This window comes from Enterobacter sp. 50588862, assembly GCF_001462935.1.
GTDB lineage: Bacteria > Pseudomonadota > Gammaproteobacteria > Enterobacterales > Enterobacteriaceae > Enterobacter > Enterobacter bugandensis.
Map to the genome: position 1 here is coordinate 516,133 of NZ_LNHM01000007.1, position 14,062 is coordinate 530,194.

Annotated in this window: 12 protein-coding genes; 6 read left to right on the forward strand and 6 right to left on the reverse strand. The window is 54.4% G+C overall.

Annotation, left to right across the window (positions count from 1 at the left end; translation table 11 throughout):
* Positions 1 to 100: 100 nt before the first annotated feature.
* Positions 101 to 1,288: an MFS transporter gene (locus tag APT89_RS02915; RefSeq protein ID WP_047364873.1), complete on the forward strand. Its 1,188-nt coding sequence runs from the start codon at positions 101 to 103 to the stop codon at positions 1,286 to 1,288.
* Positions 1,289 to 1,381: 93 nt separating this feature from the next.
* Here APT89_RS02915 and APT89_RS24395 read toward each other — a convergent pair whose 3' ends face one another.
* The 4 genes from APT89_RS24395 to APT89_RS02935 all read right to left on the reverse strand — a co-directional run bounded on the left by APT89_RS24395 (position 1,382) and on the right by APT89_RS02935 (position 5,603).
* Complete coding sequence (locus tag APT89_RS24395) at positions 1,382 to 1,897, reverse strand: YrhA family protein (protein ID WP_157846184.1); 516 nt, start codon at positions 1,895 to 1,897, stop codon at positions 1,382 to 1,384.
* Positions 1,898 to 1,907: 10 nt separating this feature from the next.
* The gene (locus APT89_RS02925) at positions 1,908 to 3,053 is read right to left on the reverse strand and encodes an HNH endonuclease signature motif containing protein (RefSeq protein WP_060571720.1); all 1,146 of its coding nucleotides are present in this window, start codon (positions 3,051 to 3,053) and stop codon (positions 1,908 to 1,910) included.
* A 480-nt stretch (positions 3,054 to 3,533) separates the two neighbouring features.
* Complete coding sequence (gene gap, locus APT89_RS02930; RefSeq protein WP_049138809.1) at positions 3,534 to 4,544, reverse strand: type I glyceraldehyde-3-phosphate dehydrogenase; 1,011 nt, start codon at positions 4,542 to 4,544, stop codon at positions 3,534 to 3,536.
* 78 nt (positions 4,545 to 4,622) lie between these two features.
* Complete coding sequence (locus tag APT89_RS02935; protein ID WP_060571721.1) at positions 4,623 to 5,603, reverse strand: GlxA family transcriptional regulator; 981 nt, start codon at positions 5,601 to 5,603, stop codon at positions 4,623 to 4,625.
* A gap of 148 nt (positions 5,604 to 5,751) precedes the next feature.
* Here APT89_RS02935 and APT89_RS02940 point away from each other — a divergent pair, with 148 nt between their 5' ends.
* Complete coding sequence (locus APT89_RS02940; RefSeq protein WP_060571722.1) at positions 5,752 to 6,723, forward strand: fatty acid desaturase; 972 nt, start codon at positions 5,752 to 5,754, stop codon at positions 6,721 to 6,723.
* Positions 6,716 to 7,474 (forward strand): phosphate/phosphite/phosphonate ABC transporter substrate-binding protein, encoded by a 759-nt coding sequence (locus APT89_RS02945; RefSeq protein WP_060571723.1) that lies wholly within the window; start codon positions 6,716 to 6,718, stop codon positions 7,472 to 7,474. The genes APT89_RS02940 and APT89_RS02945 overlap by 8 nt, the downstream gene beginning before the upstream one ends.
* Here APT89_RS02945 and APT89_RS02950 read toward each other — a convergent pair.
* Together APT89_RS02950 and APT89_RS02955 are read right to left on the reverse strand one after the other, a co-directional pair.
* Positions 7,453 to 8,349 (reverse strand): LysR family transcriptional regulator, encoded by an 897-nt coding sequence (locus tag APT89_RS02950; protein WP_045630805.1) that lies wholly within the window; start codon positions 8,347 to 8,349, stop codon positions 7,453 to 7,455. The genes APT89_RS02945 and APT89_RS02950 overlap by 22 nt on opposite strands.
* A gap of 23 nt (positions 8,350 to 8,372) precedes the next feature.
* Positions 8,373 to 10,661, reverse strand: coding sequence for an FdhF/YdeP family oxidoreductase (locus tag APT89_RS02955; protein ID WP_060571724.1), 2,289 nt, complete (start codon positions 10,659 to 10,661; stop codon positions 8,373 to 8,375).
* A 1,003-nt stretch (positions 10,662 to 11,664) separates the two neighbouring features.
* On the opposite strand from APT89_RS02955, the gene APT89_RS02960 reads away from it, so the two are divergent.
* The 3 genes from APT89_RS02960 to tssK are packed head-to-tail and all read left to right on the forward strand — an operon-like array spanning position 11,665 to position 14,058.
* The gene (locus APT89_RS02960) at positions 11,665 to 12,159 is read left to right on the forward strand and encodes a hypothetical protein (RefSeq protein ID WP_045630807.1); all 495 of its coding nucleotides are present in this window, start codon (positions 11,665 to 11,667) and stop codon (positions 12,157 to 12,159) included.
* A 23-nt stretch (positions 12,160 to 12,182) separates the two neighbouring features.
* Positions 12,183 to 12,686: a type VI secretion system lipoprotein TssJ gene (tssJ, locus tag APT89_RS02965; RefSeq protein ID WP_028013495.1), complete on the forward strand. Its 504-nt coding sequence runs from the start codon at positions 12,183 to 12,185 to the stop codon at positions 12,684 to 12,686.
* Positions 12,687 to 12,714: 28 nt separating this feature from the next.
* Positions 12,715 to 14,058: a type VI secretion system baseplate subunit TssK gene (gene tssK, locus APT89_RS02970; RefSeq protein ID WP_041909533.1), complete on the forward strand. Its 1,344-nt coding sequence runs from the start codon at positions 12,715 to 12,717 to the stop codon at positions 14,056 to 14,058.
* Positions 14,059 to 14,062: the final 4 nt, after the last annotated feature.

A 14,062-nucleotide genomic window follows, 5' to 3' on the forward strand; every position in this document is an offset into this window, starting at 1 on the left:
GAATAATCAATAAGTGGAGATTATATGTCATAGATCGTCCACGGTGAACCCTCTATGCTTTTGCGACAGTTGTCACATTTTTATAACGGGAGAACAACAGATGAATTCATGTGTCGTGGCGAGAGAGGCCGTGGCGCCTGCCAGACCCGCCTGGCGGGCCGTCTATTCACTGGGGCTGGGCGTGTTTGGGTTGATAACGGCTGAGTTCCTGCCAGCCAGTTTGCTGACGCCGATGGCCGCGAGCCTGGGCGTCAGCGAGGGCATGGCCGGGCAGGCCGTCACCGCCACCGCGCTGGTGGCGCTGATCACCGGGCTTCTGATTACGCCGGCGACCAAAAGTATCGACCGTCGCTGGGTACTGATGTTTTTCTCCGTGCTGCAAATCATCTCCAGCCTGCTGGTGGCCTTTGCGCCTACGCTGCACGTCCTGCTGATGGGGCGCCTGCTGTTAGGGGTCGCCATCGGTGGCTTCTGGGCGATGTCGACGGCCACCACGATGCGCCTGGTTCCGACGGATAAAGTACCGAAGGCGCTGGCGGTGATTTTCTCCAGCGTGTCGATTGCCACCGTGGTTGCTGCCCCGCTGGGGAGCTATCTGGGTAGCCTGATCGGCTGGCGCAACGTCTTTGTGCTCTGCATACTGCCGAGCGTACTGGCGCTGCTGTGGCAGATCTGGGTGCTGCCGTCCATGAAGCCCGAGAGCAGCGGTAGCCTCAGCACGCTGTTCCGCGTGCTGCGTCGACCGGGCATGATCGGCGGCATGCTGGCCACTATTCTGATCTTCAGCGGCCATTTCGCCTTCTTTACCTACCTGCGCCCGTTCCTGGAAACGGTGGGGCAGGCGAACGTTGAGACCATTTCACTGATCCTGCTGGGCTTTGGGCTGGCGAACTTTGTCGGTACTTCCGTTGCCGGACATCTGCTGGCACGTAATCTGCGCCTGACGCTGGCGCTGGTGCCGTTCGCCATGGGCATACTGGCGCTGACGATGGTGGCGTTTGGCCATCTGGCAATGCTGGACGGTTTCCTGGTGGCGCTGTGGGGCTTTGCGTTTGGTCTGGTTCCGGTGGGCTGGTCAACCTGGCTTGCCACCACCGTTCCGGATGAAGCCGAAAGTGCAGGGGGGCTGCTGGTGGCCTCAATCCAGCTGGCGATAAGCGCCGGTGCGGCCGGGGGCGGGGCGGTATTTGACCTTAACGGTGCCAGCGGCGTATTCGCCGGAAGCGGGTTCCTGCTGGTGACGGCGATGGTGATTGTGTTGATGGGCGTGAAAGTGAAAGCGGAATGATTTTTTGCCGGGTGAGCGTTCGCGCCACCCGGCTCCAGGCTTACAGCCCTTTCTTATCCATTAGCACCGCCAGATCCACCAGACGGTGACAGGCTATGCTACAGTATCAAGGATCTCCCTTAAGAAATCAGAGAAGTTATCAAACGAACCAAATATTTTTTCTGTACCTACATTGTCTCTAATTTGATACACATTTTCCTTGAGATCGTATGTGAAAAAAGAAATACTATCCTGACCAATAACAACGCGTTCAGATAAATCAGTATTAACACATATGTCATTATTTCTAAAGTTATCGTTGTAAAGGAAAATATTATTGATAGGTACATTATTCTCTTCAAGCTGAAGGGCAAAGCTATAAAGTATTACTCCATCGAACTCAAAGCCATCCATTTTTGTCAAAAAATAAACATAATCCGGTTGCTTTTTCAAAAAAAACAAAATGTCATTATTTATATCCTTAAGAACGGGCGGTAAATCAGTGTTTGAAGAATTAGCTTTGGTCATTGATTCCAAAAAATTAGTACTAACTGGCGGATAGATTCTGTATCCATAATCTTCCATGAGTTTAGAAAGCTCATTCACCATCATGTCTATAACTTTTTCCATAATATCACCCTCACTTTGGATAAATTGTACCTTGGGGTTTAACCCATGGGACTATTCTACTTTCACCGACAATCATGTCTCTTGTCATATTAAATTGATAATTAGTCAATGCCTGGTGATATGGATCATTTTTCATTAGTATTAAGTTATGAAAAGTATTTGTGCCGCTATCATCTAAAGGTAGTTTATGATGTACTTGCCATCCATCTGGATTTCTACCGATGCTCATCCGTTCAAGCATTTCGGGGGAGAATTTATTCATTGCCTCAGGGGTATTAGATAGACCTTTAAGAAAAGATTTCTTTACCGTACTATTGAATTCCTTTCTTAATATTGCAGTTTCTTCTGCCGTTCTTTTAACATAATTAATTTGGGTTACTTCAACATTCTGTAGTAATACAGAATCCCCTCGAACTTTTCCTACAAATTTAGTTATATCTTGAACATCACCAAGCTCAATAGATCGTTTCGATAACAGAATTGATGCCACTGCAATAGCTGTACCTGCTGTTTGTTCATTCAATACTTGATCATAACCCTGTACCGCTTCACCACCTAATTGCTCTGCTGTTTTCCTGAATCCTTCAATGTTTCCATTATAAACCCCTCCAGCGGCTAATAAACGTCCTGCTGCTTTGCTATTGATGGTTTTAGCTGATTGAGCATGTTGTATAGGGACGTCTGAAAAATAAATTTTTTTTGTAGGTGCTGGTTTCCTGCCCGGATGATCATTTAAACACTTTTTGTATGCTTCCCTAACTTTCATTTCAAACCATGAATGCCAATGTTCCATAAAACAATCATAAACAAGATCACCGTTTTCATCAAAATAAAATGGATGCTTAAAATAATCCCATTTTTCAGATTCATCTATTCCAATAAACCAGCCAATATCTATATTATGCTGCGTATGATCATAAGCACCATCGTACATACCATTACATTTACGATCATACTTCGCTGAAAAGGGGTTGATAAATCCATTCTTCCTATTTGGCATTTGTTGGAGGCTAAAATAAGAATAGTTGTCAGAATCAAGATCGTAGTAAATTCTTGCTCTTTCAAAAGCGACTTCCGGCCTCAGTATGTATTGAAAATCTTCGGGGTTAAGCACTCTTGCTGCATCCCATATCATGATCAATCTGAAATTGTGCATGTAGATCCCTCACGATGTAAAAGGGTTATGTTACCACCAAATATTACATAATTAATAATTCATGCAGTGAATAGTTCTTAAAAATTCATTTATTATATTGATGTGAAACGCAAGCTATAAGTAATGATAAAAGAATTTAATATAAGGGAAGGGCATTAGAGAACAACAAAGGAAAAGATGGTTATCTACTTCTAAATTTCTCAGAGCATGGAACTGCAAAAGTGTAGCGCTAATCGGCACAGTTATTAAAATATTCTATGACACCATCCTTTACCCCCGCGACGGCGCGATCAAGCCTCAACGCGAGTTCTTTATTGGAACCTGTTTTTTCTATAATTGATATGATGAATTTGAAAACATTGAATAAACGTAAGATTATCTTGAATTATCTATTCTGCGAGGGTTGAGGTGATATTACTGAATGATGTTTTAATTTATAGGCCGGGTAAGCGCAAGCGCCACCCGGCATCAAGGTAAGGCTTACAGCCCCTTCTTATCCATTAGCACCGCCAGATCCACCAGGCGGTTAGAGAAGCCCCACTCGTTGTCATACCACGCCAGGATCTTCACCATGTTCCCGCCAATCACCAGCGTGGAAAGCCCGTCGATAATGGAGGAGCGCGGGTCGCCCTGGTAGTCGCTGGAGACCAGCGGTTCATCACTATAGCCCAGGATCCCTTTCAGAGGCCCGCTGGCGGCCGCGTTGCGGAACGCCTCATTCACCTCTTCGGCGGTTACGCTACGGCTGAGCGTTACCGTTAAATCCACAATCGACACCACCGGCACCGGGACGCGCAGGGAGTACCCGGTCAGCTTGCCGTCCAGGGAGGGGATCACTTTGCCCAGCGCTTTCGCCGCGCCGCTGGAGTAAGGCACAATCGACAGCGCCGCCGCGCGCGCGCCGCGCAGATCTTTTTCCGGCTGGTCGTGCAGCGCCTGGCTGTTGGTGTAGGCGTGCGTCGTGTTCATCAGACCATGCTCGATCCCGAACTGCTGATGCAGCACCTGAGCCGCCGGCGCCAGACCGTTAGTGGTACAGCTCCCGTTACTGACGACCACGTGCTGAGCCGGGTCGTAGCGATCGTGGTTCACTCCCATCACAACCGTCAGATCGTCATTTTTGCCGGGCGCGGAGATGATGACGCGCTTTGCGCCACCCTGCGTGACGTGCACCGCCGCTTTTTCCCGATCGGTAAAGAAGCCGGTGGCCTCAATTACCACGTCAACACCCACATCGCGCCACGGAATATTTGCCGGATCGCGTTCGCTAAACACCACAATCCGCTGACCGTCCACCTGCAGCGCGCCGTCAGCCGCTTCAACGGGCGCGGGCAGTTTGCCCAGAAGGGAATCATGTTTCAGCAGGTGGGCGAGGGTTTTGCTGTCCGTCAGATCGTTAATGGCCACAATCTGAAGATCCGGGTTACCCAGCGCCGCGCGCAGGAAATTACGTCCGATACGGCCGAAACCGTTAATACCGACCTTAACCATGGTGCACTCCTTATCTCTGTTGTCTGGAGTCACTTTAGGCGCGGGGCCGGTTGGCGTAAACGACAAAAAAGGATCAGATTACGCCATCATGCGGCAGTGGAAGCGCTGGCGGTACTCGCCCGGCGTGAGGTGGAGCTGTTTCTCAAACACGCGGCGCAGGTTAATGCTGGTGCCAAACCCGCTTTGCTCGGCAACCCGCTCAAGGGGATCATGGGTCTGCTCAAGCAGCTGTCGGGCGGCGGCCAGGCGCGCTTCCGTCACGTAACGGGCAGGCGAGACGCCCGCGTCGCGGGTAAAAACCCGGGTGAAATTGCGCGGGCTCATCGCCACCTTTTCGGCCAAATTTTCCACGCACAGGTCGGCGGTGAGGTTCTGCAGGATCCAGGTTTGCAGTTCGCTGATAGGCCCCGATGCGCCAGGCTGCTGCAGGCTATAGCGGCTGAACTGCAGCTGTCCGCCGGGGCGACGCAGATACATCACCATATCCTGCGCCACGTCGCGGGCGAGGGTAAATCCGTAGTCGTCTTCCACCAGCGCCAGGGTCAGATCGAATCCGGAACTCACGCCGCCGGAGGTCCAGATGGGGCCATCCTGAATATACAGCGGGCCGCCTTCGACGTGGATAGCCGGGTACTGGGCTTGCATCGTCTCCAGCAGCCGCCAGTGGGTGGTTGCGCGGCGGCCGTCCAGCAAGCCGGTCTGGGCAAGCAGCATCGCGCCCCCGCAAATGGAGGCGACCCGCCGGGCGTGCGGCGCAGCGAGGTGCAGCCAGTCCACCACCGCCGTGCTCTCCTGCTCGTTGATCCCGCGTCCGGTGATGATAATGGTGTCCAGCGGTTCGCGCGGATCCAGCTCCGGCAGACGATAGTCCGCCAGCAGGTTCAGGCCAGACTGGCCGTGGATCACCTGGTGGGGCTGCGTGGTGGCAATGATGATACGGTAGCGGGGCTGGGTAAGCCCTTCCGGATGCAGCCGGTTGGCCTGCATCAGAATGTCGGCGATACCGGCGGCCTCAAACAGCATGCCGCCGTCAGGTACGATAATTAATATTTTCTTCATGTCCTGAAAAGTACCTTTACCACAGAATAAGTCAAGCCGGACGTGACCCTGCGTTTCCGGCAAAGCAAAGCGATTTAAGTTCTTTGTCATTTCAGGCGTTATCCCCGATCGTCAGAGCATTGTCTCTGGCGAAACGGCGTCTGAAGGAATGAGTAAACGAAGCTCCCTCTATTTACATCCGCAGCAGCGCAATCACATCCACCGACTTGCATCTGGGGTTCTGTGGCGAAGTGAACTCCCTACGTGGCTGCTGATCGTCATTATCTATACCGGCTGGTTTGCCACGCTAACGTTCTGGCAAACGCTCGGCCTGCTTCCCGCCACGCTGCTGCTTATCTGGTTTACCGCCTGGTACATGTCCCTGCAGCACGAGCTGATCCACGGGCATCCCACCCGTTTTGCCTGGCTTAACCAGCTGTTCGGCACGCTCCCGCTGGCGGTCTGGTATCCGTATGGCCTGTACCGGGATTCCCATCTGGCCCATCACCGTCACGATAGCCTGACCTTTCCGGCGGATGACCCGGAGTCGTATTATTTTACCGAGGCGAGCTGGGCGCGCTTTTCCCCGTGGCAGAAGCGCCTGATCCGGGCCCGGAATACTTTCGTCGGGCGGCTTCTGCTGGCGCCGCTGCTGGATATCCTTCAGGCGCTGGGCGGCGCCGTGGCGGCGTTTCGTGATTTTCACCTGCGGGCGATGGCGATGTGGCTGGTTCACGCTCTGCTGCTGGCGGCACTTTTCGCGTGGATGGTGCATCACGGCTTTTCGCCCGTCTGGTTTGTGCTGGCGGTAAGCTATCCGGCGCTGGCGCTGACCAAGGTCCGCTCGTTCTACGAACATCGGGCGGCGGACGATCCGCTCGCGCGCTCGGTCATTAACGAGGCCGGGCTAGTCTGGCGGGTGCTGTTTTTGAATCTCAATTACCATTCTATTCACCACGATTTACCGGGCGTTCCCTGGTACGGGTTGCCGACGATCTACCGGCAAAACCGGGAGGCGTACCGGCAGCGTAACCACGGCTTTGTGGTCCGGGGCTACGGTGAATGGCTACGCCAGTTCTGGACCCGGCCAGTGGAGGTCACCGTCCATCCCGGAAAACAACAGGAGGAGAGGTATGAGTAACCTGCTGGCGTTTCCCATGTACGCCGTGGATCGCGGCGATACCCGCGCGCTCTGGCTGGCGGTGCAGCATCTGCTGGCCGCGCGTGGCGTGCCCGTCGATCGTATTCCCGGCTGGCCGGAGTCTAACCTGCTGGCCCACTGGCAGCAGCCTGAGCTTATCCTCAGCCAGACATGCGGCTACCCGCTGGTGACGCAGCTCCCGGAGGTACAGGTGGTGGGCTGTTTTCACTACACCGCCGCGGGCTGCGAAGGGAGCCAGTACCGCAGTTTTCTGGTAGCGCGCGCGGAGGAAAGGCATCTCACGCTGGCGGATTTTCGCGGACGTCGGGCGGTTTGTAATTCGCAAGACTCACAGTCCGGCTATAACGCGCTGCGAAAAAAGGTGGCTCCCCTGATTATTGACGGACCATTTTTTTCACAAACGTCCTTCAGCGGCAGCCACCGTCAGTCGCTGATTGACGTGCAGCGCGGGAAAAGCGATATCGCCGCCATCGACTGCGTGACCTGGGCGCTGCTGGAGCGTCATGAGCCGGAACGGCTTGCGGGGCTGGCGGCGTTCGATCGAACGCCGCTGACGCCAGGGCTGCCATTAATCACGTCGCGACGCACGTCCCCCGAAACGCTCAGCGCCATTCGCGATGCGCTGCGCGAGCTGGTGAGTGCGCCGGAATACCGGGAGGTCTGCGCCGCGGTGCTGATCGGCGGTTTCAGCGTGGTGACGCGGCAGGCTTACGCCTCCTTGTCCGCGTGATAAATCGCCTGCGCGTCGGTAAAACAGCGCAGCGCCAGCGAAGAGACGGGTTTCTGCCTGCGCATAATCAGGCCGATGGGAGCCTCAATGTTCGCGTCGGCGATGGGGATAATCCTGAAAGTGCCGTTCAGGGCTTCCAGCCCGTTATTCAGAGGCATCACGGCGCAGCATACACCGCTCTGAACCGCCTGAATGATCTGGAACGTGGAGTCGCTCTCAAAAACGGCCGTCGGTTCGATGCCAGCAGCTTTAAAGCTGGCCTCCATATGTGCCCGGTAGTGCATCCCTTTGGTCAGGAACCCCAGCGGAAAATCCGTCAGGTCGTGCCAGGTCAGCGTCTCCGGGGTAAGCTGGAAATGACGGGTGTCGTGGAGCAGCCCCATCTTCGTTTTAGGAAGCTGAATAATGTCAAACAGGCTGGTGTCGATGCTGTTCAGGTAGCAAATCCCCAGCTCAAGCTGATTGCGGCTGACGCCGTCGGCAATCTGCGCCGAAGACATAGAATAGAGGCTGTAGGTAAGCTCCGGGTATTTTTGCGTCAGCAGGCGGATAAAGATCATCGGATCCACGCTCGCCAGCGGCACCATCCCCAGACGTAATTCCCCCACCACCTGGCCTTTGCACAGCGCGGCTTCCGCCTGCAATCCGTCGTGCGCGGCAAGAAGCGCGCGCGCCCATGCGAGGATGCGCTCTCCCTCCGGCGTAAACCCTTCAAAGCGCTGCCCGCGCACGATCAACACCAGCCCCAGCTCCTCTTCCAGGCTGCGGATGCGCATGGAGAGGGTCGGCTGGGTGATGTTGCACCGCAATGCCGCTTTACCAAAGTGGCGGGTCTCGTCGAGCGCGAGTAAATATTTTAACTGTTTTATGTCCATCACTCTTCTCTGCGCGTAAAGCCTTACAGCATGCGGATCTCTTTCGAGCGCAGGGTAATGCGAACCGGAACCGATTTATACGACGGCGTACCGCTGTCCTTATCGAGATAATCGAGCGGCACCAGCACGTTGGCCTCCGGGTAATACGCGCCGACGGAGCCCGGGGCGATGTTGTACGCCACCACCGTAATATCTTCCAGACGCTGCGCGCTGCCGGGGAGGGCGGTTTCGATATCCACGCGATCGCCGTGTTCCAGCCCTGACTGCGCCATATCTTCTTCGTTCATAAACAGCACGTCGCGGCGGCCAAATACGCCACGGTAGCGATCGTCCAGGGCGTAAATGGTGGTGTTGTACTGGTCGTGGCTGCGCAGCGTGATCAGGCGCAGCACATGCTCGCCTTCACCGCTGGCGTTTTCCTGTACGCCGTCGAATACCGAGAACATCGCTTTGCCCGTTGCGGTCGGCCAGATACGCTGTGTCGGAGGCAGCGGCATGCGGAAGCCGCCGGGAACACGGATCCGCGCATTGTAGTTCTCAAAGCCCGGAATGGTCTGCTCGATCAAATCGCGGATGCGGTCGTAATCCTCAACCAGCGTCAGCCAGTCCACGCGTGTTTCCGGCAGGGTAGCCTTTGCGAGGCCAGCGACGATGGCAGGCTCCGAACGGAGCAACGGCGAGGCGGGTTTCAGCTTGCCGGAGGAAGCATGCACCATCGACATGGAGTCTTCGACGGTGATGGACTGGCGGCCGGTGGCCTGCATATCCAGCTCCGTGCGGCCGAGGCACGGGAAAATAAAGGTCTCTTTGCCCACCAGCAGATGGGTACGGTTCAGCTTGGTCCCGACGTGCACGCTCAGATCCAAGTTACCCATCGCCGGGAAACCGTTCTCGTGGTCGGGCATCGCGACGGCAAAGTTACCGCCGAGGCAAATGAGCGCTTTTGCGCGACCGTCGATCATGGCCCGCGTCGCCTGCACCGCATCGTGTCCGTGACGGGAAGGGGGCTCAAAGCCAAACACCTCTTTCAGGCGGTTCAGGAAGGCTGGGGCAGGCTTCTCGCTAATCCCGACGGTCCGGTTCCCCTGAACGTTAGAGTGGCCGCGCAGGGGGCAGATCCCCGCGCCGGGCTTGCCGATGTTCCCGCGCAGAAGCAGCAGGTCAGCAATCAGGCGGACGTTCGCCGTGCCTTTATTGTGCTGGGTAATCCCCATTCCGTAAGTAATGATGGTGGCGTTTGATTTGGCATAGGCCTCGGCCACCTTTTTGAGCGCCGCCTGGCTGAGCCCCGACTCGTGCTCAATGTCGTCCCAGCGGGTCTGCGCGATATCGGCGGCAAAATCTTCAATACCCCGGGTGTGTTCTGCAATAAACGCGCGGTCAAGCACGTCACCGCGTTCGGCCTCCATCTCCAGAAGGTGTTTAGCAATGCCTTTCAGCGCGGCGGCATCGCCCCCGGCCTTCACCTGGAAGTAGGTCGAGGCGATGTCCGTAGAGCCATAGGTTGCCATTTCAATCACGCTTTGCGGGTCGGCAAAACGTTCGAGGGCGCGCTCGCGCAGCGGGTTGAAAACGATAATCGGCACATTGCGACGCGCCAGCTCGTGCAGGGTACCCATCATTCGCGGATGGTTGGTGCCGGGGTTATGACCGATGGAGATCACCAGCTCAGTCTTGTCGAAATCGTCCAGCGAGACGGTGCCTTTCCCAATTCCGATGGAGCGCGGCAAGCCGACGCTGGTGGCCTCGTGACACATATTCGAGCAGTCCGGGAAATTATTGGTGCCGTACTCGCGGGCGAACAGCTGGAACAGATACGCCGCTTCGTTGGAGGCGCGCCCGGAAGTATAAAACTCGACCTGGTCCGGTTCGAGCCCGCGCAATATTTCCCCGATGCGTTGAAACGCCGCGTCCCAGTCGACGGGCCGGAAGGTATCGCTGGCCCGGTCATAGCGCAGGGGATGCGTCAGACGACCGTAACCTTCCAGCTCAAAGTCTGATTTAGCCAGCAGCGAGGAGACGCTGTTTTCCGCCAGAAAATCGGGGGTAACGCGCTTACTGGTCGCTTCCCAGGTCACCGCTTTCGCGCCGTTCTCGCAGAACTGGAATGTCGACTTGTGCTCTTTATCGGGCCACGCGCAGCCGGGGCAGTCAAAACCGTCCGGCTGGTTGGTACGCAGCAGCGTCGCGGGAGCGTCCAGGGTATCCATTTGGGTACGTACCGCAATGGCCGTCGCCTTCAACGCGCCCCAGCCGCCGGCAGGGCCGTCATAGTGTCTGATGCCTGGCACCGAGCGTCTTTTCTTGTTCATACCCACTCCTGATTTGTTCGATCACACAACGCCTGAGCTCAAAAAATCACTGACGAGAGCAATAGGTGAAAGCAATGACGACCGAATGGCAAAGCACATACGGAACGGAAAAGCGACTTAACTAAAACTCTTTTTATTACAGTGATTTATATGATCTTGTGTTTAAATATTTAAAGAAATTATAACGAAATTTTATCATTTTAATAATAAATTTTATCTATCAATCGGTAGGCGAGATAGATGGCGGTGAGCAGGAAAGTATGTAGCGCCAGTTAAACTTCGAATGAAGCTGATGCGCTGGAGATATCGCCGCGGTTCGCGTCTGATGGACTACTGGAGGCATTTTTCAATTGAGAGAATGGCAGAAAGGTTTACTCACGCTTAATGAATAATAGATATAAGGTATACCTGACAGTGGAATTATTACGGACTAAAATATACGCTTTTTTTGCGGCATGAAATTAACATCTTGCTGCATAAGTGAAATACTCTCACCCAGACGATGAAGCGTCTTCAATATTAAACATACCCTGTTAGTGCAACAAATAATTCATCAGAGATATATTCCTTTGACATCAAAAAACCGCGAATTCTACTAATTATGGTAGTGGCGGTAATAGCGTGACTGCGTTAATAAAGTAGTTATCCTTTGTGTTTTTTAATAGATAAAACATAAGGTTATGTCATATTATGGTGGGGGAATAAGAAAGCGTGGGCCATATCGTTTTTTATCATAGGATTAATCCTATAATTTTCCGACTGCTTCATTTACCAACAGTTACGATGCGGTAAATATTGAATTGAAGCAAAGCTCATGTAAACTTGTTTACCGTTTGTCAAAATATGTCAGGAAGACGCTGGGCCTTATTCTGAAGGGCTCGTGCGGTAGCTATGTCTTTAAATTAGTAACATCCCGAAATTATCCTGACTATTTTAACAATAGCACCTAAGTCAAATTTCATCCCCTTATCTCCATCATCAAAATATCGCTACGGAAAAGCATATGAAAATGCGCGTACTGTTTTCACTTCTGTTTGTAATGGCGGTGGCGGGCTGTAAAGCGCCACAGAAACCGGCAATCACCGACGACACGATCGTGACCAGCCAGGTCAACGGTGTCACCCTGACCCACCGTCACGCCGTGGTGCCGCCAACGGAATTCACCCAGCTCAACGAGCCTTATCGTGCCATGTACCCGGCCTCCCTGATGAGCCGTCCTGATTTTGGCGGAAAGGTTATCCGTACGCTGGAAACCGGAAAAACCTATGTAGTGCTGGGGCAGGTTGAACACTACTGGATGGCGCTCGCCGATGAGGGGAACGAGCAGCTGATTGGCTACGTCCCGATGCGTGCCGTTATCAAAGCCGACCAGTACGAAGCCACCGTCCGCAAACAGGCCATTCGTCCTAAGGTGCGTAAAAAAGCGACCTGTGTCGATGTGGATGGCAACAGCAAAGCCTGCAAAGACAGCGCTAACGGTACCTGGATCCTGAACTAAACGGCTTTCGTGGGCGTATTTTTATGAATAATAAAAAGTTTCATCGGCTGTGGTTAGTCTTTTACGCGGCGATTTTCGCCCTTGTCAGTGGTTGTACGTCGTCTTCACACAGCGACCCTTCCCGCTACAATCTGCAGTTTCAGGCTCATCCACAAATCAATGATTCTGCGCCACTTAAAGTCCGGGTGCTGTTGTTGAAATCCGATGCGGATTTCATGTCCAGCGACTTCTATTCCCTGCAGAACAACGCGTCAGCAACGCTTGGCGCGAATCTGCTGAACAGCGACGTTTTCTTCCTGATGCCGGGACAGCTGTCCAAAACCCTCAGCGGTCAGAGCGATCCTGAGGCGCGTTATATCGGCGTGATGGCGGAATATCAGAAGCTGGACGGTAAAAAATGGCGCGTTTCACTCCCGCTGCCTGTGCCAGGCGAAAATCATATCTACCAGTTCTGGAAATGGTCCGCGGATGAACTCCAGGCCAACGTTTTTCTCGACGTAAACGGCATTCGGGTCATCAGCCAGTAACGCGCTTCACAACAGGAAACACATCATCATGACCAAAGCAGAAAAGGTCGTCTGGACCGAAGGCATGTTCCTGCGTCCACACCATTTTCAGCGGACTGAAAGTTATCTGCTCAACCATGTTCGTGAGTGGGGTGCGCTGCAGCGTTCCTATCTCTGGGGCTTTCTCGACGTAGAACTGGACGAAGCGATGCTTCGCCAGGGCTGCATTGCCCTGAGCTACTGCAGCGGGTTACTGCCGGACGGCACCTTTTTCCAGGTTCGCAACGGACGCAATGGTCCCGCGCCGCTAAAAATTCCTGACAATCTCACCAACGAAAAGGTGGTGCTCGCGCTGCCGGTTCGTCGTGGCGAGCGGGAAGAGGTGATTTTCAGCGAAGAGCCCGCCTCACTGGCCCGCTTCGTCGCGTTTGAGCAGGAGGTGGAGGACGATAACGCCATGTCGGTGGGGGATGCTACCGTCCAGTTTGGCCGCCTGCGCCTGACGCTGATGCTGGAAAAAGACCTCACGGCAGAATGGACATCCATCGGCGTGGCGTTTGTGACTGAAAAACGCAACGACAACCACGTGCGGCTGGATAACAGCTACATCCCGCCGATGCTGAACGCCAATAACAGCCCGCAGATCTACAGCATGATCAACGATCTGCACGGTTTGCTGGTGCAGCGCAGCCAGCAGATTGGCGGCCGCCTGCGTCAGCCTGGCCGCTTTAACACCTCTGAATTGATTGAATTTACGCTGCTTTCGCTCGTGAACCGTCATCTGGGCGAGGTTTCACATTTAAAAACGCTGCCGCTGCTGCACCCGGAAACGCTCTGGCGCAGCTGGCTGCCGTTTGCCACCGAGCTCACGACCTGGACGTCGCAGCGCACCACCGAGAGCGTGCTGCCGATCTACGATCACGACGATCTGGCGAACTGCTTCAGCAAGCTGATGCTGATGCTGCGCCAGGGGCTGTCGCTGGTGATGGAAGACCACGCCATTCAGCTGCCGCTTAACGAGCGCTCGCATGGCCTGAACATCGCCACCGTTCCTGAAACCAGCATGGTGCGCGAATTTGGCTTCGTGCTGGCGGTGAAAGCCAACGTGCCGGGCGAACACCTGCAAACCCATTTCCCGGCGCAGATGAAAATTGCCCCGGTCTCGAAAATTCGCGATCTGGTTCAGCTGCAGCTGCCGGGCATTATGCTGCGCGCCATGCCGGTCGCGCCGCCGCAGATCCCGTGGCATGCCGGCTACAGCTACTTCGAGCTGGAGAAGGGCAGCGAGCTGTGGCACGAGATGGATAAGTCCGGCGCATTCGCCCTGCACCTTGCAGGGGAGTTCCCGGGGCTGGATATGGAGTTTTGGGCCATCCGTAGCCCGACAGAATAATAAA

Coding starts and splice junctions, on each gene's coding strand:
- gap (WP_049138809.1), bottom strand. CDS start 4,544: ATGGTTAAGGTCGGTATTAACGGTTTCGGCCGTATCGGACGTAATTTC.
- APT89_RS02915 (WP_047364873.1), top strand. CDS start 101: ATGAATTCATGTGTCGTGGCGAGAGAGGCCGTGGCGCCTGCCAGACCC.
- APT89_RS02950 (WP_045630805.1), bottom strand. CDS start 8,349: ATGGACATAAAACAGTTAAAATATTTACTCGCGCTCGACGAGACCCGC.
- tssK (WP_041909533.1), top strand. CDS start 12,715: ATGACCAAAGCAGAAAAGGTCGTCTGGACCGAAGGCATGTTCCTGCGT.
- APT89_RS02960 (WP_045630807.1), top strand. CDS start 11,665: ATGAAAATGCGCGTACTGTTTTCACTTCTGTTTGTAATGGCGGTGGCG.
- APT89_RS02945 (WP_060571723.1), top strand. CDS start 6,716: ATGAGTAACCTGCTGGCGTTTCCCATGTACGCCGTGGATCGCGGCGAT.
- APT89_RS02935 (WP_060571721.1), bottom strand. CDS start 5,603: ATGAAGAAAATATTAATTATCGTACCTGACGGCGGCATGCTGTTTGAG.
- APT89_RS24395 (WP_157846184.1), bottom strand. CDS start 1,897: ATGGAAAAAGTTATAGACATGATGGTGAATGAGCTTTCTAAACTCATG.
- APT89_RS02925 (WP_060571720.1), bottom strand. CDS start 3,053: ATGCACAATTTCAGATTGATCATGATATGGGATGCAGCAAGAGTGCTT.
- APT89_RS02955 (WP_060571724.1), bottom strand. CDS start 10,661: ATGAACAAGAAAAGACGCTCGGTGCCAGGCATCAGACACTATGACGGC.
- tssJ (WP_028013495.1), top strand. CDS start 12,183: ATGAATAATAAAAAGTTTCATCGGCTGTGGTTAGTCTTTTACGCGGCG.
- APT89_RS02940 (WP_060571722.1), top strand. CDS start 5,752: ATGAGTAAACGAAGCTCCCTCTATTTACATCCGCAGCAGCGCAATCAC.